General features: G+C 57.1%; 24 protein-coding genes. All 24 read left to right on the forward strand.

The genetic code is table 11. The features are described from left to right. Nucleotides 1-13: 13 nt before the first annotated feature. The 24 genes from rpoB to rplR all read left to right on the forward strand — a co-directional run bounded on the left by rpoB (nucleotide 14) and on the right by rplR (nucleotide 21,154). Nucleotides 14-4,087, forward strand: a complete 4,074-nt coding sequence (gene rpoB / locus AC3B5Q_RS02075; RefSeq protein ID WP_003255495.1) for a DNA-directed RNA polymerase subunit beta — start codon at nucleotides 14-16, stop codon at nucleotides 4,085-4,087. Between the two features lie 64 nt (nucleotides 4,088-4,151). Next, nucleotides 4,152-8,351, forward strand: coding sequence for a DNA-directed RNA polymerase subunit beta' (gene rpoC / locus AC3B5Q_RS02080; protein WP_021784866.1), 4,200 nt, complete (start codon nucleotides 4,152-4,154; stop codon nucleotides 8,349-8,351). 211 nt (nucleotides 8,352-8,562) lie between these two features. After that, on the forward strand, nucleotides 8,563-8,934 hold the full coding sequence (gene rpsL / locus AC3B5Q_RS02085; RefSeq protein ID WP_003255492.1) for a 30S ribosomal protein S12: 372 nt from the start codon (nucleotides 8,563-8,565) through the stop codon (nucleotides 8,932-8,934). A gap of 106 nt (nucleotides 8,935-9,040) precedes the next feature. Continuing rightward, entirely contained in the window at nucleotides 9,041-9,511 is a 471-nt protein-coding gene (rpsG, locus tag AC3B5Q_RS02090) for a 30S ribosomal protein S7 (protein WP_003246741.1), read from the forward strand. 30 nt (nucleotides 9,512-9,541) lie between these two features. Then, nucleotides 9,542-11,686 (forward strand): elongation factor G, encoded by a 2,145-nt coding sequence (fusA, locus tag AC3B5Q_RS02095; RefSeq protein WP_021784865.1) that lies wholly within the window; start codon nucleotides 9,542-9,544, stop codon nucleotides 11,684-11,686. 27 nt (nucleotides 11,687-11,713) lie between these two features. Further along, complete coding sequence (tuf, locus tag AC3B5Q_RS02100) at nucleotides 11,714-12,907, forward strand: elongation factor Tu (RefSeq protein WP_038411791.1); 1,194 nt, start codon at nucleotides 11,714-11,716, stop codon at nucleotides 12,905-12,907. A gap of 142 nt (nucleotides 12,908-13,049) precedes the next feature. Further along, the gene (gene rpsJ / locus AC3B5Q_RS02105) at nucleotides 13,050-13,361 is read left to right on the forward strand and encodes a 30S ribosomal protein S10 (protein WP_003186070.1); all 312 of its coding nucleotides are present in this window, start codon (nucleotides 13,050-13,052) and stop codon (nucleotides 13,359-13,361) included. 80 nt (nucleotides 13,362-13,441) lie between these two features. Beyond that, nucleotides 13,442-14,077 carry a 50S ribosomal protein L3 gene (gene rplC, locus AC3B5Q_RS02110; protein WP_003255486.1) on the forward strand — a complete coding sequence of 212 codons (636 nt, stop codon included), beginning with the start codon at nucleotides 13,442-13,444 and terminating at the stop codon, nucleotides 14,075-14,077. Between the two features lie 12 nt (nucleotides 14,078-14,089). Then, the gene (rplD, locus tag AC3B5Q_RS02115) at nucleotides 14,090-14,692 is read left to right on the forward strand and encodes a 50S ribosomal protein L4 (protein ID WP_003255485.1); all 603 of its coding nucleotides are present in this window, start codon (nucleotides 14,090-14,092) and stop codon (nucleotides 14,690-14,692) included. Further along, the gene (gene rplW, locus AC3B5Q_RS02120) at nucleotides 14,689-14,988 is read left to right on the forward strand and encodes a 50S ribosomal protein L23 (protein WP_003255484.1); all 300 of its coding nucleotides are present in this window, start codon (nucleotides 14,689-14,691) and stop codon (nucleotides 14,986-14,988) included. Before rplD ends, rplW begins: the two co-directional genes overlap by 4 nt. A gap of 14 nt (nucleotides 14,989-15,002) precedes the next feature. Then, on the forward strand, nucleotides 15,003-15,827 hold the full coding sequence (gene rplB / locus AC3B5Q_RS02125) for a 50S ribosomal protein L2 (protein WP_003255483.1): 825 nt from the start codon (nucleotides 15,003-15,005) through the stop codon (nucleotides 15,825-15,827). Between the two features lie 16 nt (nucleotides 15,828-15,843). Continuing rightward, complete coding sequence (gene rpsS, locus AC3B5Q_RS02130) at nucleotides 15,844-16,119, forward strand: 30S ribosomal protein S19 (RefSeq protein WP_003255482.1); 276 nt, start codon at nucleotides 15,844-15,846, stop codon at nucleotides 16,117-16,119. A gap of 11 nt (nucleotides 16,120-16,130) precedes the next feature. Next, nucleotides 16,131-16,463 carry a 50S ribosomal protein L22 gene (gene rplV / locus AC3B5Q_RS02135; protein WP_003103908.1) on the forward strand — a complete coding sequence of 111 codons (333 nt, stop codon included), beginning with the start codon at nucleotides 16,131-16,133 and terminating at the stop codon, nucleotides 16,461-16,463. Between the two features lie 13 nt (nucleotides 16,464-16,476). Beyond that, nucleotides 16,477-17,163, forward strand: coding sequence for a 30S ribosomal protein S3 (gene rpsC, locus AC3B5Q_RS02140; protein ID WP_003255481.1), 687 nt, complete (start codon nucleotides 16,477-16,479; stop codon nucleotides 17,161-17,163). Between the two features lie 12 nt (nucleotides 17,164-17,175). Continuing rightward, nucleotides 17,176-17,589: a 50S ribosomal protein L16 gene (rplP, locus tag AC3B5Q_RS02145; RefSeq protein WP_003255479.1), complete on the forward strand. Its 414-nt coding sequence runs from the start codon at nucleotides 17,176-17,178 to the stop codon at nucleotides 17,587-17,589. Then, entirely contained in the window at nucleotides 17,589-17,780 is a 192-nt protein-coding gene (rpmC, locus tag AC3B5Q_RS02150; protein WP_002555481.1) for a 50S ribosomal protein L29, read from the forward strand. Before rplP ends, rpmC begins: the two co-directional genes overlap by 1 nt. A gap of 2 nt (nucleotides 17,781-17,782) precedes the next feature. Further along, complete coding sequence (gene rpsQ / locus AC3B5Q_RS02155; RefSeq protein ID WP_003255478.1) at nucleotides 17,783-18,049, forward strand: 30S ribosomal protein S17; 267 nt, start codon at nucleotides 17,783-17,785, stop codon at nucleotides 18,047-18,049. Between the two features lie 23 nt (nucleotides 18,050-18,072). Then, the gene (gene rplN, locus AC3B5Q_RS02160) at nucleotides 18,073-18,441 is read left to right on the forward strand and encodes a 50S ribosomal protein L14 (protein ID WP_002555479.1); all 369 of its coding nucleotides are present in this window, start codon (nucleotides 18,073-18,075) and stop codon (nucleotides 18,439-18,441) included. Between the two features lie 11 nt (nucleotides 18,442-18,452). Continuing rightward, a complete protein-coding gene (rplX, locus tag AC3B5Q_RS02165; protein ID WP_003255476.1) occupies nucleotides 18,453-18,767 on the forward strand; it encodes a 50S ribosomal protein L24 in 315 nt (104 codons plus the stop codon). Nucleotides 18,768-18,787: 20 nt separating this feature from the next. Further along, the gene (gene rplE / locus AC3B5Q_RS02170; protein ID WP_003255474.1) at nucleotides 18,788-19,327 is read left to right on the forward strand and encodes a 50S ribosomal protein L5; all 540 of its coding nucleotides are present in this window, start codon (nucleotides 18,788-18,790) and stop codon (nucleotides 19,325-19,327) included. 13 nt (nucleotides 19,328-19,340) lie between these two features. Beyond that, nucleotides 19,341-19,646 (forward strand): 30S ribosomal protein S14, encoded by a 306-nt coding sequence (gene rpsN / locus AC3B5Q_RS02175; RefSeq protein ID WP_003255472.1) that lies wholly within the window; start codon nucleotides 19,341-19,343, stop codon nucleotides 19,644-19,646. A gap of 208 nt (nucleotides 19,647-19,854) precedes the next feature. After that, nucleotides 19,855-20,247, forward strand: coding sequence for a 30S ribosomal protein S8 (rpsH, locus tag AC3B5Q_RS02180; RefSeq protein WP_003255471.1), 393 nt, complete (start codon nucleotides 19,855-19,857; stop codon nucleotides 20,245-20,247). A gap of 12 nt (nucleotides 20,248-20,259) precedes the next feature. Then, complete coding sequence (rplF, locus tag AC3B5Q_RS02185; protein WP_003255469.1) at nucleotides 20,260-20,793, forward strand: 50S ribosomal protein L6; 534 nt, start codon at nucleotides 20,260-20,262, stop codon at nucleotides 20,791-20,793. Between the two features lie 10 nt (nucleotides 20,794-20,803). Further along, complete coding sequence (gene rplR, locus AC3B5Q_RS02190; RefSeq protein WP_003255467.1) at nucleotides 20,804-21,154, forward strand: 50S ribosomal protein L18; 351 nt, start codon at nucleotides 20,804-20,806, stop codon at nucleotides 21,152-21,154. Nucleotides 21,155-21,156: the final 2 nt, after the last annotated feature.

Genomic DNA, 21,156 nt, shown 5'->3' on the forward strand with positions numbered 1-21,156 from the left:
CTGGGGAACGCTGATGGCTTACTCATACACTGAGAAAAAACGTATCCGCAAGGACTTTAGCAAGTTGCCGGACGTCATGGATGTGCCTTACCTCCTGGCCATCCAGCTGGATTCGTATCGCGAATTCCTGCAAGCGGGAGCATCCAAGGATCACTTCCGCGACGTCGGCCTGCACGCGGCCTTCAAATCGGTATTCCCGATCATCAGCTACTCCGGCAATGCTGCCCTGGAGTACGTAGGCTATCGCCTGGGCGAACCCGCCTTCGATGTGAAGGAATGTGTCCTGCGTGGCGTGACCTTCGCGGTCCCACTGCGGGTCAAGGTGCGCCTGATCATCTTCGACAAGGAATCGTCGAACAAAGCGATCAAGGACATCAAAGAGCAAGAAGTCTACATGGGTGAAATTCCCCTGATGACTGAGAACGGTACCTTCGTTATCAACGGTACCGAGCGTGTGATCGTTTCCCAGCTGCACCGTTCGCCTGGTGTGTTCTTCGACCACGACCGTGGCAAGACCCACAGCTCGGGCAAGCTGCTGTACTCCGCTCGCATCATCCCTTACCGCGGTTCCTGGCTGGACTTCGAGTTCGACCCGAAGGACTGCGTGTTCGTGCGTATCGACCGTCGCCGCAAACTCCCGGCCTCGGTGCTGCTGCGCGCGCTGGGTTACAGCACTGAAGAAGTGCTGAATACCTTCTACACCACCAACGTGTTCCACATTTCCGGCGAAAAACTCAGCCTGGAACTGGTGCCGCAGCGTCTGCGTGGTGAAGTTGCAGTCATGGACATCCATGACGAAACCGGCAAAGTCATCGTCGAGCAAGGCCGCCGTATTACCGCGCGCCACATCAATCAGCTCGAGAAGGCCGGCGTCAAGCAGCTGGACGTACCAATGGAATACGTCCTGGGTCGCACTACCGCCAAGGCAATCGTGCATCCGGCTACCGGCGAAATTCTCGCCGAATGCAACACCGAGATGACCACCGAGCTGCTGATCAAGGTCGCCAAGGCGCAGGTTGTCCGTATCGAGACCCTGTACACCAACGACATCGATTGCGGTCCGTTCATCTCTGACACCCTGAAGATCGATACCACCAGCAACCAACTGGAAGCGCTGGTCGAAATCTATCGGATGATGCGTCCAGGCGAGCCGCCAACCAAGGATGCAGCCGAGACCCTGTTCAACAACCTGTTCTTCAGCGCCGAGCGTTACGATCTGTCCGCCGTCGGCCGCATGAAGTTCAACCGTCGTATCGGTCGTACCGAGATCGAGGGTTCGGGCGTGCTGAGCAAGGAAGACATCGTCGAGGTTCTGAAGACCCTGGTCGATATCCGTAACGGTAAAGGCATCGTCGACGACATCGACCACCTGGGTAACCGTCGCGTACGTTGCGTCGGCGAGATGGCCGAGAACCAGTTCCGTGTTGGCCTGGTGCGTGTCGAGCGCGCGGTCAAGGAACGCCTGTCGATGGCGGAAAGCGAAGGCCTGATGCCGCAAGATCTGATCAACGCCAAGCCGGTAGCGGCGGCGGTGAAAGAGTTCTTCGGTTCCAGCCAGCTGTCCCAGTTCATGGACCAGAACAACCCTCTCTCGGAGATTACCCACAAGCGTCGCGTCTCCGCACTCGGCCCTGGCGGTCTGACCCGTGAGCGTGCCGGCTTCGAAGTTCGTGACGTACACCCGACCCACTATGGCCGTGTGTGCCCGATCGAGACTCCTGAAGGTCCGAACATCGGTCTGATCAACTCCCTGGCGGCCTATGCCCGTACCAACCAGTACGGCTTCCTGGAAAGCCCGTACCGTGTTGTAAAGGAAGGCGTTGTCAGCGACGACATCGTGTTCCTGTCGGCAATCGAAGAGGCAGATCACGTCATCGCACAGGCTTCGGCCGCGATGAACGATAAGAAGCAACTGATCGATGAACTGGTAGCAGTTCGTCACCTGAACGAATTCACTGTCAAGGCGCCGGAAGACGTCACCCTGATGGACGTTTCGCCGAAGCAGGTTGTTTCCGTTGCAGCGTCGCTGATTCCGTTCCTCGAGCACGACGACGCCAACCGTGCGTTGATGGGTTCGAACATGCAGCGTCAGGCTGTACCGACCCTGCGTGCCGACAAGCCGCTGGTAGGTACCGGCATGGAGCGCAACGTTGCGCGTGACTCCGGTGTCTGCGTGGTTGCTCGCCGCGGTGGTGTGATCGACTCGGTCGACGCCAGCCGTATCGTTGTTCGCGTTGCCGACGACGAAGTGGAAACTGGCGAAGCGGGTGTGGATATCTACAACCTGACCAAGTACACCCGTTCGAACCAGAACACCTGCATCAACCAGCGTCCGCTGGTGAGCAAAGGTGACAAGGTTCAGCGTGGTGACATCATGGCCGACGGCCCGTCCACCGACATGGGTGAGCTGGCTCTGGGTCAGAACATGCGCATCGCGTTCATGGCGTGGAACGGCTTCAACTTCGAAGACTCCATCTGCCTGTCCGAACGTGTTGTTCAGGAAGATCGCTTCACCACCATCCACATTCAGGAACTGACCTGTGTGGCGCGTGACACCAAGCTTGGCCCAGAGGAAATCACTGCGGACATCCCGAACGTGGGTGAAGCTGCACTGAACAAGCTGGACGAAGCCGGTATCGTTTACGTAGGTGCTGAAGTTGGCGCTGGCGACATCCTGGTCGGCAAGGTCACGCCAAAAGGCGAAACCCAGCTGACTCCGGAAGAAAAACTGCTGCGCGCAATCTTCGGTGAGAAGGCCAGCGACGTTAAGGACACCTCCCTGCGTGTGCCAACCGGTACCAAGGGTACTGTCATCGACGTACAGGTCTTCACCCGTGATGGCGTGGAGCGCGATAGCCGCGCACTGGCCATCGAGAAGATGCAGCTCGACGAGATCCGCAAGGACCTCAACGAAGAGTTCCGCATTGTCGAAGGTGCAACCTTCGAGCGTCTGCGTTCGGCTCTGAACGGCCAGGTGGTTGACGGTGGTGCGGGCCTGAAGAAAGGCACCGTGATCACTGACGAAGTGCTGGACGGTCTGGAGCACGGCCAGTGGTTCAAACTGCGCATGGCTGAAGATGCACTGAACGAGCAGTTGGAAAAGGCTCAGCAGTACATCGTCGACCGTCGCCGTCTGCTGGACGACAAGTTCGAAGACAAGAAGCGCAAGTTGCAGCAGGGCGATGACCTGGCACCGGGCGTACTGAAGATCGTCAAGGTTTACCTGGCAATCCGCCGCCGCATCCAGCCGGGTGACAAGATGGCCGGTCGTCACGGTAACAAGGGTGTTGTCTCGGTCATCATGCCGGTTGAAGACATGCCGCACGATGCCAACGGTACTCCGGTTGACGTCGTACTGAACCCGCTGGGTGTACCTTCGCGTATGAACGTTGGTCAGATCCTTGAAACCCACCTGGGCCTCGCGGCCAAGGGCCTGGGCGAGAAGATCGACCGCATGCTCGAAGAGCAGCGCAAAGCCGCTGAACTGCGCGTGTTCCTGACCGAGGTCTACAACGAGATCGGCGGTCGTCAGGAAAACCTCGACGAGTTCACCGACGAAGAAATCCTGGCCCTGGCTAACAACCTGAAGAAAGGCGTGCCTATGGCTACCCCGGTCTTCGATGGTGCCAAGGAGCGCGAGATCAAGGCCATGCTGAAGCTGGCCGACCTGCCAGAGAGCGGCCAGATGGTGCTGTTCGATGGCCGTACCGGCAACAAGTTCGAGCGTCCTGTGACCGTTGGTTACATGTACATGCTCAAGCTGAACCACTTGGTGGACGACAAGATGCACGCGCGTTCCACTGGTTCCTACAGCCTGGTTACCCAGCAGCCGCTGGGTGGTAAGGCGCAGTTCGGTGGTCAGCGTTTCGGGGAGATGGAAGTGTGGGCGCTGGAAGCATACGGCGCGGCATACACCCTGCAAGAAATGCTCACAGTGAAGTCGGACGACGTGAACGGCCGTACCAAGATGTACAAGAACATCGTGGATGGCGATCACCGTATGGAGCCGGGCATGCCCGAGTCCTTCAACGTGTTGATCAAAGAGATCCGTTCGCTCGGTATCGATATCGATCTGGAAACCGAATAACACGTGACGCGAAGGGGAGTGGGGCAGGTAATGCCCGCTCCCTGCTCCGCCAGGAGGAAAGGCCTTGAAAGACCTACTGAATTTGCTGAAAAACCAGGGTCAAGTCGAAGAGTTCGACGCCATCCGCATCGGTCTGGCGTCGCCTGAAATGATCCGTTCGTGGTCGTTCGGTGAAGTTAAGAAGCCGGAAACCATTAACTACCGTACGTTCAAACCTGAGCGTGACGGCCTGTTCTGCGCCAAGATCTTTGGCCCAGTCAAGGACTACGAGTGCCTGTGCGGCAAGTACAAGCGCCTCAAGCACCGCGGTGTGATCTGCGAGAAGTGCGGCGTTGAAGTCGCCCTGGCCAAGGTTCGTCGTGAGCGCATGGCGCACATCGAACTGGCCTCGCCGGTTGCCCACATCTGGTTCCTGAAGTCGCTGCCGTCCCGTATCGGCCTGCTGATGGACATGACCCTGCGTGATATCGAACGTGTGCTCTACTTCGAGAGCTATGTCGTTATCGATCCGGGCATGACCACCCTGGAAAAGGGGCAGTTGCTGAACGACGAGCAGTACTTCGAAGCGCTGGAAGAGTTCGGTGACGACTTCGATGCCCGTATGGGTGCCGAGGCTGTTCGCGAGCTGCTGCACGCTATCGATCTGGAGCACGAGATCGGCCGCCTGCGCGAAGAGATTCCGCAGACCAACTCGGAAACCAAGATCAAGAAGCTTTCCAAGCGCCTGAAGCTGATGGAGGCTTTCCAGGGCTCGGGCAACCTGCCTGAGTGGATGGTCCTGACCGTTCTGCCAGTGCTGCCGCCGGACCTGCGTCCGCTGGTGCCGCTGGATGGGGGCCGTTTCGCGACTTCCGACCTGAACGACCTGTATCGTCGGGTGATCAACCGTAACAACCGTCTGAAGCGCCTGCTGGATCTGTCCGCGCCTGACATCATCGTGCGCAACGAAAAGCGCATGCTGCAGGAGGCGGTCGACGCCCTGCTGGACAACGGCCGTCGTGGTCGCGCCATCACTGGCTCGAACAAGCGTCCGCTGAAGTCCCTGGCCGACATGATCAAAGGTAAGCAAGGTCGCTTCCGTCAGAACTTGCTCGGTAAGCGTGTTGACTACTCCGGCCGTTCGGTAATTACCGTAGGTCCGACCCTGCGTCTGCACCAGTGCGGTCTGCCGAAGAAGATGGCCCTCGAGCTGTTCAAGCCGTTCATTTTCGGCAAGCTGGAAATGCGTGGTCTGGCGACCACCATCAAGGCTGCCAAGAAGATGGTCGAGCGCGAGCTGCCAGAGGTGTGGGACGTTCTCGCCGAAGTAATTCGCGAACACCCCGTACTGCTCAACCGTGCACCGACCCTTCACCGTCTGGGGATTCAGGCGTTTGAACCGGTACTGATCGAAGGTAAGGCTATCCAGCTGCACCCGCTGGTCTGTGCTGCGTACAACGCCGACTTCGACGGTGACCAGATGGCCGTTCACGTGCCGCTGACCCTGGAAGCCCAGCTCGAAGCGCGTGCGTTGATGATGTCGACCAACAACATCCTGTCGCCAGCCAACGGTGAGCCAATCATCGTACCGTCGCAGGACGTTGTACTGGGTCTGTACTACATGACCCGTGAAGCCATCAACGCCAAGGGCGAAGGTCGCGTGTTCGCCGACCTGCAGGAAGTCGACCGCGTATTCCGCGCCGGCGAAGCCGCGCTGCACGCGAAAATCAAGGTTCGTATCAACGAAACCGTGAAAGAGCGTGATGGTTCGGTGGTCAAGAACACCCGTATTGTCGACACCACCGTCGGCCGTGCGCTGCTGTTCCAGGTTGTGCCAGCAGGTCTGCCGTACGACGTGGTCAACCAGCCGATGAAGAAAAAGGCGATCTCCAAGCTGATCAACCAGTGCTACCGCGTGGTTGGTCTGAAAGAGACCGTTATCTTCGCCGACCAGCTGATGTACACCGGTTTCGCTTACTCGACCATTTCCGGCGTTTCCATCGGTGTTAACGACTTCGTTATCCCGGACGAGAAAGCCCGCATCATCGGTAACGCTACCGACGAAGTGAAGGAAATCGAGAGCCAGTACGCCTCCGGCCTGGTAACCCAGGGCGAGAAGTACAACAAGGTCATCGACTTGTGGTCGAAGGCGAACGACGAAGTGTCCAAGGCGATGATGGCCAACCTCTCGAAAGAGAAGGTCATCGACCGCGAAGGCAAGGAAGTCGAGCAAGAGTCCTTCAACTCGATGTACATGATGGCTGACTCGGGTGCGCGGGGTTCCGCAGCCCAGATCCGTCAGCTGGCTGGTATGCGTGGTCTGATGGCCAAGCCGGACGGCTCCATCATCGAGACGCCGATCACCGCGAACTTCCGTGAAGGTCTGAGCGTACTTCAGTACTTCATCTCGACTCACGGTGCTCGTAAGGGTCTGGCGGATACCGCACTGAAAACCGCTAACTCCGGTTACCTGACTCGTCGTCTGGTGGACGTTGCCCAGGATCTGGTTGTGACCGAGATCGACTGCGGCACCGATCAGGGCCTGGTGATGACTCCACACATCGAAGGCGGCGACGTTGTAGAGCCGCTGGGTGAGCGTGTATTGGGTCGTGTCATCGCCCGTGACGTGTTCAAGCCAGGCACCGAGGACGTTATCGTTCCGGCCGGTACCTTGGTCGACGAGCAGTGGGTTGAGTTCATCGAGCTGAACAGCATCGACGAAGTGATCGTGCGTTCGCCGATCAACTGCGAAACCCGCTACGGCATCTGCGCCAAGTGCTACGGTCGTGACCTGGCTCGCGGTCACCAGGTGAACATCGGTGAAGCTGTCGGCGTTATCGCTGCACAGTCGATCGGTGAGCCAGGTACCCAGCTGACCATGCGTACGTTCCACATCGGTGGTGCTGCAAGCCGTACCTCGGCTGCCGACAGCGTCCAGGTGAAGAATGGCGGTATGGTGCGTCTGCACAACCTGAAGCAGGTTGAGCGTGCCGACGGTAACCTGGTTGCCGTATCGCGTTCCGGTGAGTTGGCGATTGCCGACGAGTTCGGTCGTGAGCGTGAGCGCTACAAGCTGCCTTACGGTGCGGTGATTTCGGTCAAGGAAGGTGAAAAGGTCGAAGCTGGCGCGATCGTCGCCAAGTGGGACCCGCACACCCACCCGATCGTTACCGAGCTGAAAGGTACCGTGACCTTCGTGGGCATGGAAGAAAACATCACCATCAAGCGTCAGACCGACGAACTGACCGGCTTGACCAACATTGAGGTGCTGGACGTCAAGGATCGCCCTGCCGCAGGCAAGGAAATCCGTCCGGCAATCAAGATGGTCGATGCCGCTGGCAAGGACCTGTACCTGCCAGGTACAGACGTACCTGCCCAGTACTTCCTGCCGGCCAACGCCCTTGTCGGTGTGGCTGACGGTGCGCAGATCGGTGTTGGTGACGTTATCGCGCGTATCCCGCAAGAGACGTCGAAGACCCGTGACATCACCGGTGGTCTGCCGCGCGTTGCCGACCTGTTCGAAGCGCGTCGTCCGAAAGAAGCCTCGATTCTGGCTGAAGTCAGCGGCACCATCGCATTCGGTAAAGAGACCAAGGGCAAGCGTCGCCTGGTGATCACTCCGACCGACGGTAGCGATCCGTACGAAGAGCTGATTCCAAAGTGGCGCCACCTGAACGTCTTCGAAGGTGAGCAGGTAAACCGCGGCGAAGTTATCTCCGACGGCCCAAGCGATCCGCATGACATCCTGCGTCTGCTGGGTGTGAGCGCGCTGGCGAAGTACATCGTCAACGAGATCCAGGACGTTTACCGTCTGCAAGGCGTGAAGATCAACGACAAGCACATCGAGACCATCCTGCGTCAGATGCTGCGCAAGGTCGAGATCTCCGAGTCGGGCGATTCCAGCTTCATCAAGGGCGACCAGATGGAACTGACTCAGGTGCTGGTAGAGAACGAGCGTCTCGCTGGCGAGGATAAGTTCATCTCCAAGTTCACCCGTGTGCTGCTGGGTATCACCAAGGCCTCGCTGTCCACCGAGTCGTTCATCTCCGCGGCTTCCTTCCAGGAAACCACCCGCGTACTGACCGAAGCGGCTGTAACCGGCAAGCGCGACTACCTGCGCGGCCTGAAAGAGAACGTGGTCGTGGGTCGTCTGATCCCGGCCGGTACTGGTCTGGCCTACCACAGCGAGCGTAAGCGTCGCCGTGATGCCGACAAACCGCTGCGTGTAAGCGCCAGTGAAGTGGAAGCTGCACTGACCGAAGCGCTGAATTCCAGCGGTAACTAAGTACAGGGCAAGGCCCCGGCAAGCCTCGGGCGATCATCGGTGACATGAAATGTTGCCGATGATCGGGCGGGGAGGGCCGGGGCCTCGTCTTGACTGGGTGCAAGATCCTCTTTAGACTTTTGTACCCTTAAATTTGGTGAGGCTCCGTCTCGCCAATTTTTGGCTTTCTTGCAAGACAATAGAGTCGCAAGACAATCAGTGGAGCTAGTAGATGGCAACTATCAACCAGCTGGTACGTCAGCCGCGTAAGCGTTCGGTCGAGAAGTCCGACGTTCCTGCGCTGCAGAACTGCCCGCAGCGTCGTGGCGTGTGCACCCGTGTGTACACCACCACGCCGAAAAAACCTAACTCGGCACTGCGTAAAGTATGCCGTGTGCGTCTGACCAACGGTTTCGAGGTTTCCTCGTACATCGGTGGTGAAGGCCACAACCTGCAAGAGCACAGCGTCGTCCTGATTCGTGGCGGCCGTGTAAAAGACTTGCCAGGTGTTCGTTACCACACCGTTCGCGGCTCTCTGGATACTTCGGGCGTCAAAGGCCGTAACCAGGGTCGTTCGAAGTACGGTACCAAGCGTCCGAAGTAATCGGTCGTTTGCAGACATCCATTTTTTTGAGTCGATAAGAGTAAGGTCGGGCGTGGGTCGAATGACCTGGTCCCGGGCTAACCTGAAGACCGTTTGAGGGCTTATCATGCCAAGACGTCGTGTAGCAGCAAAACGTGAGATCCTTGACGATCCGAAGTACGGATCCCAGATTCTCGCCAAGTTCATGAACCACGTGATGGAAAGCGGCAAGAAGGCCGTAGCCGAGCGCATCGTTTACGGTGCCCTGGATACCGTCAAAGCACGCAAGAACAGCGACCCCCTGGAAATCTTCGAGAAAGCTCTCGACGCCATCGCTCCGCTGGTCGAAGTAAAGTCCCGTCGTGTCGGCGGTGCCACTTACCAGGTCCCGGTTGAAGTTCGTCCATCCCGTCGTAACGCTCTGGCAATGCGCTGGCTCGTAGACTACGCCCGCAAGCGCGGCGAGAAGTCGATGGCTCTGCGTCTGGCCGGCGAACTGCTGGATGCTGCCGAAGGCAAGGGTGCTGCAGTCAAGAAGCGTGAAGACGTTCACCGTATGGCTGAAGCCAACAAAGCGTTCTCGCACTACCGCTTCTAATTCAAGCATCAATCTTTTTGCGAGGGCTTTATGGCTCGTACTACAGCAATTAACCGCTACCGTAACATTGGTATCTGTGCCCACGTTGACGCGGGCAAGACCACCACTACCGAGCGGATCCTGTTCTACACAGGTCTGAGCCACAAAATGGGCGAGGTGCATGACGGCGCCGCGACCACCGACTGGATGGTGCAGGAGCAGGAGCGGGGTATCACCATTACCTCCGCTGCCGTTACCACCTTCTGGAAAGGTTCCCGTGGTCAGTATGACAACTACCGCGTAAACGTTATCGATACCCCTGGCCACGTTGACTTCACCATTGAAGTAGAGCGTTCGCTGCGTGTACTCGACGGCGCGGTCGTTGTGTTCTGCGGCACCTCCGGCGTTGAGCCGCAGTCCGAAACCGTATGGCGTCAGGCCAACAAGTACGGCGTTCCACGTGTTGTTTACGTGAACAAGATGGACCGTGCTGGTGCTAACTTCCTGCGCGTCGTAGGTCAGATCAAGAACCGTCTGGGTCACACCCCAGTTCCTGTTCAGCTGGCCATCGGTTCGGAAGATAACTTCCAGGGTCAGGTTGACCTGATCAAGATGAAGGCTATCTACTGGAACGAAGATGACAAGGGCACTACCTACCGTGAGGAAGAAATTCCTGCGGATATGGTCGAGCTGGCTAACGAATGGCGCAACAACATGGTTGAAGCCGCCGCCGAAGCCAACGAAGAGCTGATGAACAAGTACCTTGAAGAAGGTGAGCTGTCTGTCGAAGAGATCAAGGCAGGCCTGCGTGCGCGCACCCTGGCCAGCGAGATCGTTCCGGCTGTCTGCGGTTCGTCGTTCAAGAACAAGGGTGTTCCCCTGGTTCTGGATGCCGTCATCGACTTCCTGCCTGCTCCGACCGAGATTCCTGCTATCCAGGGTATCAACCCGGACGACAAGGATCTGGCAAAAGACGACCCGGCCGTTCGCAAGGACGAGCGTCATGCTGATGATGACGAGCCGTTCTCGGCACTGGCGTTCAAGATCGCGACCGACCCGTTCGTAGGTACTCTGACCTTCGTTCGCGTCTACTCGGGCGTTCTGAGCTCCGGCGACTCCGTGATCAACTCGGTCAAGGGCAAGAAAGAGCGCGTTGGTCGTATGGTGCAAATGCACGCCAACCAGCGTGAAGAGATCAAGGAAGTACGCGCTGGTGACATCGCGGCCCTGATCGGCATGAAGGACGTGACTACGGGTGAAACCCTGTGCAACGCCGACAAGCCAATCATCCTTGAGCGTATGGACTTCCCGGAGCCTGTAATCTCCCTGTCCGTCGAGCCGAAAACCAAGGCCGACCAGGAGAAGATGGGCATCGCACTGGGCAAGCTGGCTCAGGAAGACCCGTCGTTCCGCGTCAAGACTGATGAAGAAACCGGTCAGACCATCATCTCCGGTATGGGTGAGCTGCACCTGGACATTCTCGTTGACCGCATGAAGCGCGAGTTCAACGTCGAAGCCAACATCGGCAAGCCGCAGGTTTCGTACCGCGAGAAGATCACCAAATCCAACGTCGAGATCGAAGGCAAGTTCGTTCGTCAGTCGGGTGGTCGTGGTCAGTTCGGTCACTGCTGGGTTCGTTTCTCCGAGCCAGACGTGGACGACAAGGGCAACATCACCGAAGGTCTGGTGTTCTCCAACGAAGTCGTTGGTGGTGTGATTCCTAAGGAATACATCCCTGCGATCCAGAAGGGTATCGAAGAACAGATGAAAAACGGCGTTGTTGCCGGTTATCCTCTGATCGGCCTGAAGGCCGCGGTATTCGACGGTTCGTACCACGACGTCGACTCCAACGAAATGGCGTTCAAGATCGCCGCTTCGATGGCGACCAAGCAACTGGCCCAGAAGGGCGGTGGCGTGGTTCTCGAGCCGATCATGAAGGTCGAAGTTGTAACCCCGGAAGACTACCTGGGTGACGTGATGGGTGACCTGAACCGTCGTCGTGGTCTGGTCCAGGGTATGGATGAGTCGGTCTCTGGCCGTGTCGTCCGTGCTGAAGTACCGCTCGGAGAGATGTTCGGTTACGCAACCGACGTTCGTTCCATGTCTCAGGGTCGCGCAAGCTACTCCATGGAATTCTCCAAATACGCCGAAGCTCCGTCGAACATCGTCGAAGCACTCGTTAAAAAACAAGGCTAATCCCCTTTAGGCAAGAGGTTCACTGTCGTGGCTAAAGAAAAATTTGATCGTTCCCTTCCCCACGTTAACGTCGGCACCATCGGCCACGTTGACCACGGTAAGACCACTCTGACCGCAGCTCTGACTCGCGTTTGCTCCGAAGTTTTCGGTTCGGCAGTCGTTGAGTTCGACAAGATCGACTCGGCTCCGGAAGAAAAAGCGCGCGGTATCACCATCAACACCGCTCACGTTGAGTACAACTCGACCATTCGTCACTACGCTCACGTTGACTGCCCAGGTCACGCTGACTACGTGAAGAACATGATCACCGGTGCTGCCCAGATGGACGGCGCGATCCTGGTTTGCTCGGCCGCCGATGGTCCGATGCCACAAACCCGTGAGCACATCCTGCTGTCCCGTCAGGTAGGCGTTCCGTACATCGTGGTCTTCCTGAACAAGGCTGACCTGGTAGACGACGCTGAGCTGCTGGAACTGGTCGAGATGGAAGTTCGCGACCTGCTGTCCACCTATGACTTCCCAGGCGACGACACTCCGATCATCATCGGTTCGGCTCGTATGGCGCTGGAAGGCAAAGACGACAACGAAATGGGTACTACCGCTGTCAAGAAGCTGGTAGAAACTCTGGACAGCTACATTCCTGAGCCAGTTCGTGCCATCGACCAGCCGTTCCTGATGCCGATCGAAGACGTGTTCTCGATCTCGGGTCGTGGTACCGTTGTTACCGGTCGTATCGAGCGTGGTATCGTCCGCGTTCAGGATCCGCTGGAAATCGTTGGTCTGCGTGACACCACCACCACCACCTGCACCGGTGTTGAGATGTTCCGCAAGCTGCTGGACGAAGGTCGTGCTGGCGAGAACTGCGGCGTTCTGCTGCGTGGTACCAAGCGTGACGACGTTGAGCGTGGCCAGGTTCTGGTCAAGCCAGGTTCGGTCAAGCCGCACACCAAGTTCACCGCAGAAGTCTACGTTCTGTCGAAGGAAGAAGGCGGCCGTCACACTCCGTTCTTCAAAGGCTACCGTCCACAGTTCTACTTCCGTACCACTGACGTGACCGGTAACTGCGAGCTGCCGGAAGGCGTTGAAATGGTAATGCCAGGTGACAACATTCAGATGACTGTTACCCTGATCAAGACCATCGCAATGGAAGACGGTCTGCGCTTCGCTATCCGTGAAGGCGGTCGTACCGTCGGCGCCGGCGTTGTGGCCAAAATCATCGAGTAATCACTCGACCGATTGAAAAAAACCCCCGCTCAGCGGGGGTTTTTTTTATTGGGTTGACACTAAATGGGGGCGTCTATAGAATCACGCCTCCTTTTAGCGGGCGTAGTGCGTCCGTTGGGAACAGCCTGGAGTCTGAAATCCAATGCAAAATCAGCAAATCCGTATCAGGTTGAAGGCTTTCGACCATCGCCTGATCGACCAATCCACCCAGGAAATCGTGGAAACCGCGAAACGTACTGGTGCACAAGTGCGTGGTCCTATTCCACTGCCTACCCGCAAAGAGCGTTTCACCGTTCTGGTTTCCCCGCACGTCAACAAAGACGCGCGTGACCAGTACGAGATTCGCACTCATAAGCGTGTTCTGGACATCGTCCAGCCAACGGATAAAACCGTTGACGCGCTGATGAAGCTTGATCTGGCGGCAGGTGTGGAAGTACAGATCAGCCTCGGCTAAGACTTCGGTCTAGTCGTGTAACGCTCTGAAATGGGCGGCCATAGCGGGTGAAAGCCCCGTACACTCATGAGGTTTACAACATGACTATTGGTGTAATCGGTCGCAAATGCGGTATGACCCGCATTTTCACCGAAGAAGGTGTCTCCATTCCGGTCACGGTCATTGAGATCGAGCCGAATCGCGTCACCCAGTTCAAAACTGAAGAAACCGATGGCTACCGTGCAGTGCAAGTCACTGTCGGCGAGCGTCGTGCTTCGCGTGTGACTGCCGCTCAGGCAGGCCACTTCGCCAAGGCCAACGTTGCCGCTGGTCGCGGTGTTTGGGAGTTCCGTCTTGAAGAAGGCGATTTCCAGGCTGGCGATCTGATCAAAGCTGAACTCTTCACTGCAGGCCAGCTGGTTGACGTTACTGGTCAGTCCAAAGGTAAAGGCTTCGCCGGTACCATCAAGCGCTGGAACTTCCGTGGTCAGGACAACACCCACGGTAACTCCGTGTCGCACCGTGTTCCTGGTTCCATCGGCCAGTGCCAGACTCCTGGTCGTGTGTTCAAGGGCAAGAAAATGTCCGGTCACATGGGCGCCGAGCGCGTGACTGTTCAGTCCCTGGAAGTAGTTCGCGTAGACGCTGAACGCAACCTGCTGCTGATCAAGGGTGCCGTACCTGGCGCTACTGGCGGCGACGTGGTTGTACGTCCAGCTGTCAAGGCTCGCGGTTAAGGGGAAACTGACATGCAACTTAATGTAAATGACGCTCAGGCGATCGAAGTTTCCGAACTGACTTTCGGTGGCGAATTCAACGAGACGCTGGTTCACCAAGCAGTCGTGGCCTACATGGCTGGCGGCCGTCAGGGCACCAAGCAGCAGAAGACCCGTTCCGACGTGGCTGGTGGCGGTAAGCGCCCATGGCGTCAGAAGGGTACTGGCCGTGCTCGTGCTGGTACCACTCGTGGTCCGATCTGGCGTGGCGGTGGTGTAACCTTCGCAGCTCGCCCTCAAGATCACTCGCAAAAGCTCAACAAGAAGATGTATCGCGCAGCTCTGCGCTCCATCCTCGCTGAGCTGGTGCGTAGCGACCGTCTGGTCGTGGTTCAGGACTTCGCTGTTGAAGCACCGAAAACCAAAGATCTGCTGAACAAGCTGAACGGCATGGGTCTGAGCGATGTATTGATCGTTTCCGACGCTGTTGATCAGAACCTGTACCTGGCTGCTCGTAACCTGCCGCACGTCGATGTACGTGACGTACAAGGTTCCGACCCGGTCAGTCTGATCGCATACGAGAAAGTGTTGATCACTGTCTCGGCCGTGAAGAAATTCGAGGAGCTGCTGGGATGAACCAGGAACGCGTATTCAAAGTCCTCCTTGGCCCGCACGTTTCCGAGAAGGCTACCGTTCTGGCTGAGAAAAAAGGCCAGTTCGTATTCAAGGTTGCTACTGATGCAACCAAGCTGGAAATCAAGAAAGCTGTCGAAGGCCTGTTCAACGTAAAAGTTGAAAACGTGTCGACTGTTAACGTTCTGGGTAAAACCAAGCGTACCGCACGTGGTCTGGGCAAGCGTAATGACTGGAAGAAGGCGATCGTCTCCCTTCAGCCAGGCCAAGATCTCGATTTCAGCAGCAGTGCTGAGTAAGGAAGGGGTGCATCATGGCAATCGTTAAATGCAAACCGACTTCCCCTGGCCGCCGTTTCGTGGTCAAGGTGGTCAACAAGGAGCTGCACAAAGGCGCTCCTCACGCACCGCTGATCGAGAAAAAATCGAAGTCTGGTGGTCGTAACAACAATGGCCGCATTACCACTCGTCACGTTGGTGGTGGTCACAAGCAGCATTACCGTCTGGTCGACTTCCGTCGCAACGACAAAGATGGCATTCCAGCCACTGTCGAGCGTATCGAATACGATCCAAACCGTACTGCTCACATCGCCCTGCTGTGCTACGCAGACGGTGAGCGTCGCTACATCATCGCGCCTAAGGGCGTGAGCGCTGGCGACCAGCTGATCGCAGGTGCCCTGGCCCCAATCAAGGCCGGTAACTCCCTGCAGCTGCGCAACATTCCAGTAGGTAGCACCATTCACGGCATCGAACTGAAGCCGGGTAAAGGTGCTCAGATCGCTCGTTCCGCTGGTGCTTCGGCTCAGCTGATCGCTCGCGAAGGTGTCTACGTGACCCTGCGTCTGCGCTCTGGTGAAATGCGTAAAGTCCTGGCTGAGTGCCGTGCGACCCTGGGCGAAGTCTCGAACTCCGAGCACAGCCTGCGTTCGCTGGGTAAAGCTGGTGCCAAACGCTGGCGCGGCGTTCGCCCAACCGTTCGTGGTGTTGCCATGAACCCGGTTGACCACCCACACGGTGGTGGTGAAGGTCGTACCTCCGGTGGTCGTCATCCGGTATCGCCATGGGGCTTCCCAACCAAGGGTGCTAAAACCCGTGGTAATAAGCGTACCGACAACATGATCGTCCGTCGTCGCAAGTAACTAGAGGGATACGACAGTGCCACGTTCTCTGAAAAAAGGTCCTTTTATCGATCTTCACCTGTTGAAGAAGGTCGAAGTGGCGGTGGAGAAGAACGATCGCAAGCCAGTTAAAACCTGGTCGCGCCGTTCGATGATCCTGCCACAAATGGTCGGTCTGACCATCGCGGTTCACAACGGTCGCCAGCATGTTCCAGTTCTCGTGAACGAAGACATGGTCGGCCACAAACTGGGCGAGTTCGCCGGTACCCGCACCTATCGCGGGCACGTGGCTGACAAGAAAGCCAAGCGTTAAGGGGTAAGGAAATGGAAGTAGCCGCTAAGTTGTCGGGCGCTCGCATCTCCGCCCAGAAAGCCCGCTTGGTCGCCGACCAGATCCGCGGGAAGAAGGTGGGCGAAGCGCTCAACCTGTTGGCCTTCAGCAGCAAAAAAGCCGCTGAAATCATGAAGAAAGTCCTCGAGTCGGCCGTAGCCAACGCCGAACACAACGAAGGCGCAGACGTTGATGACCTGAAGGTCTCCACCGTCTTCGTCAACGAAGGGCGTTCGCTGAAGCGCATCATGCCACGTGCCAAAGGCCGTGCTGATCGCATCGTCAAGCGGTCTTGCCATATCACTGTCAAGGTTGCGGACAAGTAACGGAGTCGATCAGATGGGTCAGAAAGTACATCCCACTGGCATTCGCCTGGGAATCGTCAAGGAGCACACCTCCGTCTGGTACGCAGACGGTGCTACTTACGCAGATTACCTGTTGAAGGATCTGAAAACGCGTGAGTACCTCCAAGACAAACTAAAAAGCGCGTCCGTAAGCCGTATCGATATTCATCGTCCGGCTCAAACTGCACGCATCACCATCCACACCGCTCGTCCCGGTATCGTTATCGGTAAGAAAGGTGAAGATGTCGAGAAGCTGCGTCAGGACCTGACCAAGCAGATGGGTGTGCCTGTGCACATCAACATCGAAGAGATCCGCAAGCCGGAACTCGACGCTATGCTGGTTGCGCAGAGCGTAGCTCAGCAGCTGGAACGCCGTGTAATGTTCCGTCGCGCCATGAAGCGCGCGGTACAGAACGCCATGCGTATTGGTGCCAAGGGCATCAAGATCCAGGTGAGCGGTCGTCTCGGCGGTGCTGAGATTGCTCGTACCGAGTGGTATCGCGAAGGTCGTGTGCCTCTGCACACCCTGCGTGCCGATATCGACTACAACACCTACGAAGCTCACACCACTTACGGTGTGATCGGTGTGAAGGTTTGGATCTTCAAAGGCGAAGTTATTGGTGGTCGCCAAGAAGAACTGAAACCACAAGCACCAGCGCCTCGTAAAAAAGCTGCTAAGTAAGGGGTACGCCAAATGTTGCAACCAAAGCGTACAAAATTCCGCAAGCAGATGACTGGCCACAACCGTGGTCTGGCACTGCGCGGTAGCAAAGTCAGCTTCGGCGAATTCGCCCTGAAAGCTGTTGCTCGCGGTCGCCTCACCGCTCGCCAGATCGAGTCCGCACGTCGTGCGCTGACCCGTCACGTTAAGCGTGGCGGTAAGATCTGGATCCGTGTGTTCCCGGACAAGCCGATCTCCAAGAAACCTCTCGAGGTTCGTATGGGTAAAGGTAAGGGTTCCGTGGAGTACTGGGTTGCCCAGATTCAGCCAGGCAAAGTCCTGTACGAGATCGAGGGTGTTTCTGAAGAGCTGGCGCGCGAAGCTTTCGCCCTGGCTGCTGCAAAGCTGCCTCTCGCCACCTCCTTTGTTAAGCGGACGGTGATGTGATGAAAGCGAATGAACTTCGTGAAAAATCGGCACAGCAACTGAACGAGCAACTGCTCGGCTTGCTGCGCGACCAGTTCAATCTGCGTATGCAGAAAGCAACTGGCCAGTTGGGGCAGTCGCACCTGCTCTCGCAAGTTAAGCGTGACATCGCTCGCGTGAAAACTGTGCTCAACCAGCAGGCAGGTAAGTGATCATGGCTGAAGCTGAAAAAACCGTCCGTACGCTGACTGGCCGTGTCGTCAGCGACAAAATGGACAAGACCATCACCGTTCTGATCGAGCGTCGCGTAAAGCACCCGATCTACGGTAAATACGTTAAGCGTTCGACTAAGCTGCACGCGCACGACGAAGCCAACCAGTGCAAGATCGGCGACAAGGTTTCCATCCGTGAAACCCGTCCGCTGGCCAAGACCAAGTCCTGGGCACTGGTTGAAGTCCTCGAACGCGCTGTTGAAGTCTAAGGGCTAGGGGTCGGAGAAATTTTATGATTCAGACTCAATCCATGCTCGATGTGGCCGATAACAGCGGCGCTCGTCGCGTCATGTGCATCAAGGTACTCGGCGGTTCGCACCGCCGTTACGCCGGCATCGGTGACATCATCAAGGTTACCGTCAAGGAAGCAATTCCGCGCGGTAAGGTCAAAAAAGGCCAAGTGATGACCGCTGTTGTCGTACGTACCCGTCACGGTGTTCGTCGCGCTGACGGTTCCATCATTCGTTTCGACGGCAACGCTGCTGTTCTGCTGAACAACAAGCAAGAGCCGATCGGCACTCGCATCTTCGGGCCAGTGACCCGTGAGCTTCGTACTGAGAAGTTCATGAAGATCGTCTCGCTCGCCCCTGAAGTGCTGTAAGGAGATCCGACATGCAAAAGATTCGTCGTGACGACGAGATCATCGTGATCGCCGGCAAAGACAAAGGTAAGCGCGGTAAGGTGCTGAAGGTTCTGGCTGATGACCGTCTGGTTATCGGTGGCGTGAACCTGGTCAAGCGTCATACCAAGCCTAACCCGATGGCGGGCGTACAGGGCGGTATCGTCGAGAAAGAAGCGCCTCTGCACGCTTCCAACGTTGCCATCTTCAACGGTGAAACCAACAAGGCTGACCGCGTTGGTTTCAAAGTAGAAGACGGTAAAAAAATTCGTGTCTTCAAGTCGACCCAAAAAGCGGTTGATGCTTGAACACTGCTAGGTAGAAGACCATGGCACGACTGAAAGAGATTTACCGGAACGAAATCGCTCCTAAGCTTAAGGAAGAACTTAAGCTGTCGAACGTGATGGAAGTTCCGCGCGTTACCAAGATCACCCTGAACATGGGTCTGGGCGAAGCGATCGGCGACAAGAAAGTCATCGAGCACGCTGTTGCCGACCTGGAAAAGATCACCGGTCAAAAGCCGGTCGTGACTTTCGCTCGCAAATCCATCGCTGGCTTCAAAGTCCGCGAAGGCTGGCCGATCGGCGTCAAGGTGACCCTGCGTAGCGACAAGATGTACGAATTCCTGGACCGCCTGCTGGCGATCTCCCTGCCTCGGGTTCGCGACTTCCGCGGCCTGAATGCCAAGTCCTTCGATGGTCGTGGCAACTACAGCATGGGCGTGAAAGAGCAGATCATCTTCCCGGAAATCGACTACGACAAGATCGATGCTCTGCGCGGTTTGGACATCACCCTGACCACCACTGCTCGTTCGGACGACGAAGGCCGCGCTCTGCTGCGTGCTTTCAAGTTCCCGTTCCGCAACTGATTGGAGTAGGAAAATGGCCAAGAAGAGCATGAAAAACCGCGAGCTGAAGCGTCAGCTCACGGTAGCAAAGTTCGCTAAGAAGCGTGCTGAGCTGAAAGCGACCATCGTCAACCTGAACGCCTCTCCAGAAGAGCGTTTCGCTGCCGTTGTCGCTCTGCAGAAGCAGCCACGCGACGCTAGCGCCTCGCGCCTGCGCAACCGTTGCCGCCTGACCGGTCGTCCTCACGGTGTATACCGTAAGTTCGGCCTGGGCCGTAACATGCTGCGTCAAGCTGCAATGCGCGGTGACGTACCAGGTCTGGTCAAGGCCTCCTGGTAATCGCTGCAGGCAAGGCACGGGTGGAAGGGGAGTAATCTTCCGACCGCCGGTGACCTTGCCAACAAACAAGCCCCTATATGGGGCTTGTTTCGTTTCTGCCTTGTGTCTAGAATGACCGGCTCACCTGAGCCTGGGTTTTTGCCCAAACCGTTCGGGTGGTTGTCATAGCCGCAAGGCTAATAATTCTTGTATCAGGAGCATCTAGCCCATGAGTATGCAGGACCCGTTAGCGGACATGCTAACTCGCATCCGTAATGCCCAGATGGCTGAAAAGTCCGTCGTAAGCATGCCTTCCTCTACCCTGAAGGTCGCGGTTGCCAAAGTTCTGAAGGACGAAGGTTACATCGCTGGCTACCAGGTAACTGGTGAGGCCAAGCCTTCCCTGTCGATCGAACTGAAGTACTTCGAAGGCCGTCCGGTCATCGAGGAACTGAAGCGCTCCAGCCGTCCAGGCCTGCGCCAGTACAAGGCCGTCACCGATCTGCCGAAAGTACGTGGCGGTCTGGGCGTGTCTATCGTCTCCACCAACAAAGGTGTGATGACTGATCGCGCTGCGCGCGCTGCCGGTGTCGGCGGCGAAGTTCTGTGCACAGTGTTCTAAGGGGGGATAGACATGTCTCGCGTCGCTAAGAACCCCGTTAAGCTGCCATCCGGTGTCGAAGTCAAATTCGCCGGTCAGCAGCTTTCGGTGAAGGGTGCCAAAGGTACTCTCGAACTGAACGTTCACTCGTCTGTTGAAGTTACCGAAGAGTCTGGTGAGCTGCGTTTCGTCGCTCGCAATGGTGACCAGCAAGCTCGTGCCATGGCCGGTACCACCCGCGCTCTGGTCAACAACATGGTCCAAGGCGTAAGCCAAGGCTTCGAGCGCAAGCTCCAGCTGGTCGGTGTTGGTTACAAGGCACAGGCTAAAGGCACCGTCCTGAACCTGGCCCTGGGCTTCTCTCACCCAGTGGACTACGAACTGCCAGCCGGTATCACCGCTGAAACGCCTAGCCAGACCGACATCCTGATCAAGGGTATCGACAAGCAGCTGGTAGGTCAGGTGGCCGCTGAAATCCGCGACTTCCGTCCGCCAGAGCCTTACAAAGGTAAAGGTGTGCGTTACGCGGACGAAGTAGTCCGTCGTAAAGAAGCCAAGAAGAAGTAGGGCCTAGTAAATGACCGACAAAAAAGTTATTCGACTGCGTCGCGCTCGCAAAGCACGTCTCAAGATGCACGAACTCGAAGTCGTGCGCCTGTGCGTGTTCCGCTCCTCGCAGCACATCTACGCCCAGGTCATTTCGGCCGACGGCAGCAAGGTTCTGGCAAGCGCCTCGACCTTGGACAAAGACCTGCGTGATGGCGCCACTGGCAACATCGACGCGGCCACTAAGGTTGGCAAGCTGGTAGCTGAGCGTGCGAAAGCCGCCGGTGTATCTCAAGTTGCCTTTGACCGTTCCGGCTTCAAGTACCATGGCCGCGTCAAAGCGCTGGCTGATGCTGCTCGTGAAGGCGGGCTGGAGTTCTAAGT

The organism is Pseudomonas sp. D5(2026) (assembly GCF_057766845.1).

Coding starts and splice junctions, on each gene's coding strand:
- rpsL (WP_003255492.1), top strand. CDS start 8,563: ATGGCAACTATCAACCAGCTGGTACGTCAGCCGCGTAAGCGTTCGGTC.
- rpsN (WP_003255472.1), top strand. CDS start 19,341: ATGGCCAAGAAGAGCATGAAAAACCGCGAGCTGAAGCGTCAGCTCACG.
- rpoB (WP_003255495.1), top strand. CDS start 14: ATGGCTTACTCATACACTGAGAAAAAACGTATCCGCAAGGACTTTAGC.
- rplE (WP_003255474.1), top strand. CDS start 18,788: ATGGCACGACTGAAAGAGATTTACCGGAACGAAATCGCTCCTAAGCTT.
- rplF (WP_003255469.1), top strand. CDS start 20,260: ATGTCTCGCGTCGCTAAGAACCCCGTTAAGCTGCCATCCGGTGTCGAA.
- rplV (WP_003103908.1), top strand. CDS start 16,131: ATGGAAGTAGCCGCTAAGTTGTCGGGCGCTCGCATCTCCGCCCAGAAA.
- rpsG (WP_003246741.1), top strand. CDS start 9,041: ATGCCAAGACGTCGTGTAGCAGCAAAACGTGAGATCCTTGACGATCCG.
- rplD (WP_003255485.1), top strand. CDS start 14,090: ATGCAACTTAATGTAAATGACGCTCAGGCGATCGAAGTTTCCGAACTG.
- rplR (WP_003255467.1), top strand. CDS start 20,804: ATGACCGACAAAAAAGTTATTCGACTGCGTCGCGCTCGCAAAGCACGT.
- rpsQ (WP_003255478.1), top strand. CDS start 17,783: ATGGCTGAAGCTGAAAAAACCGTCCGTACGCTGACTGGCCGTGTCGTC.
- rpsJ (WP_003186070.1), top strand. CDS start 13,050: ATGCAAAATCAGCAAATCCGTATCAGGTTGAAGGCTTTCGACCATCGC.
- rplN (WP_002555479.1), top strand. CDS start 18,073: ATGATTCAGACTCAATCCATGCTCGATGTGGCCGATAACAGCGGCGCT.
- rplP (WP_003255479.1), top strand. CDS start 17,176: ATGTTGCAACCAAAGCGTACAAAATTCCGCAAGCAGATGACTGGCCAC.
- rplB (WP_003255483.1), top strand. CDS start 15,003: ATGGCAATCGTTAAATGCAAACCGACTTCCCCTGGCCGCCGTTTCGTG.
- rpsH (WP_003255471.1), top strand. CDS start 19,855: ATGAGTATGCAGGACCCGTTAGCGGACATGCTAACTCGCATCCGTAAT.
- rpsC (WP_003255481.1), top strand. CDS start 16,477: ATGGGTCAGAAAGTACATCCCACTGGCATTCGCCTGGGAATCGTCAAG.
- rplC (WP_003255486.1), top strand. CDS start 13,442: ATGACTATTGGTGTAATCGGTCGCAAATGCGGTATGACCCGCATTTTC.
- rplX (WP_003255476.1), top strand. CDS start 18,453: ATGCAAAAGATTCGTCGTGACGACGAGATCATCGTGATCGCCGGCAAA.
- rpmC (WP_002555481.1), top strand. CDS start 17,589: ATGAAAGCGAATGAACTTCGTGAAAAATCGGCACAGCAACTGAACGAG.
- rplW (WP_003255484.1), top strand. CDS start 14,689: ATGAACCAGGAACGCGTATTCAAAGTCCTCCTTGGCCCGCACGTTTCC.
- fusA (WP_021784865.1), top strand. CDS start 9,542: ATGGCTCGTACTACAGCAATTAACCGCTACCGTAACATTGGTATCTGT.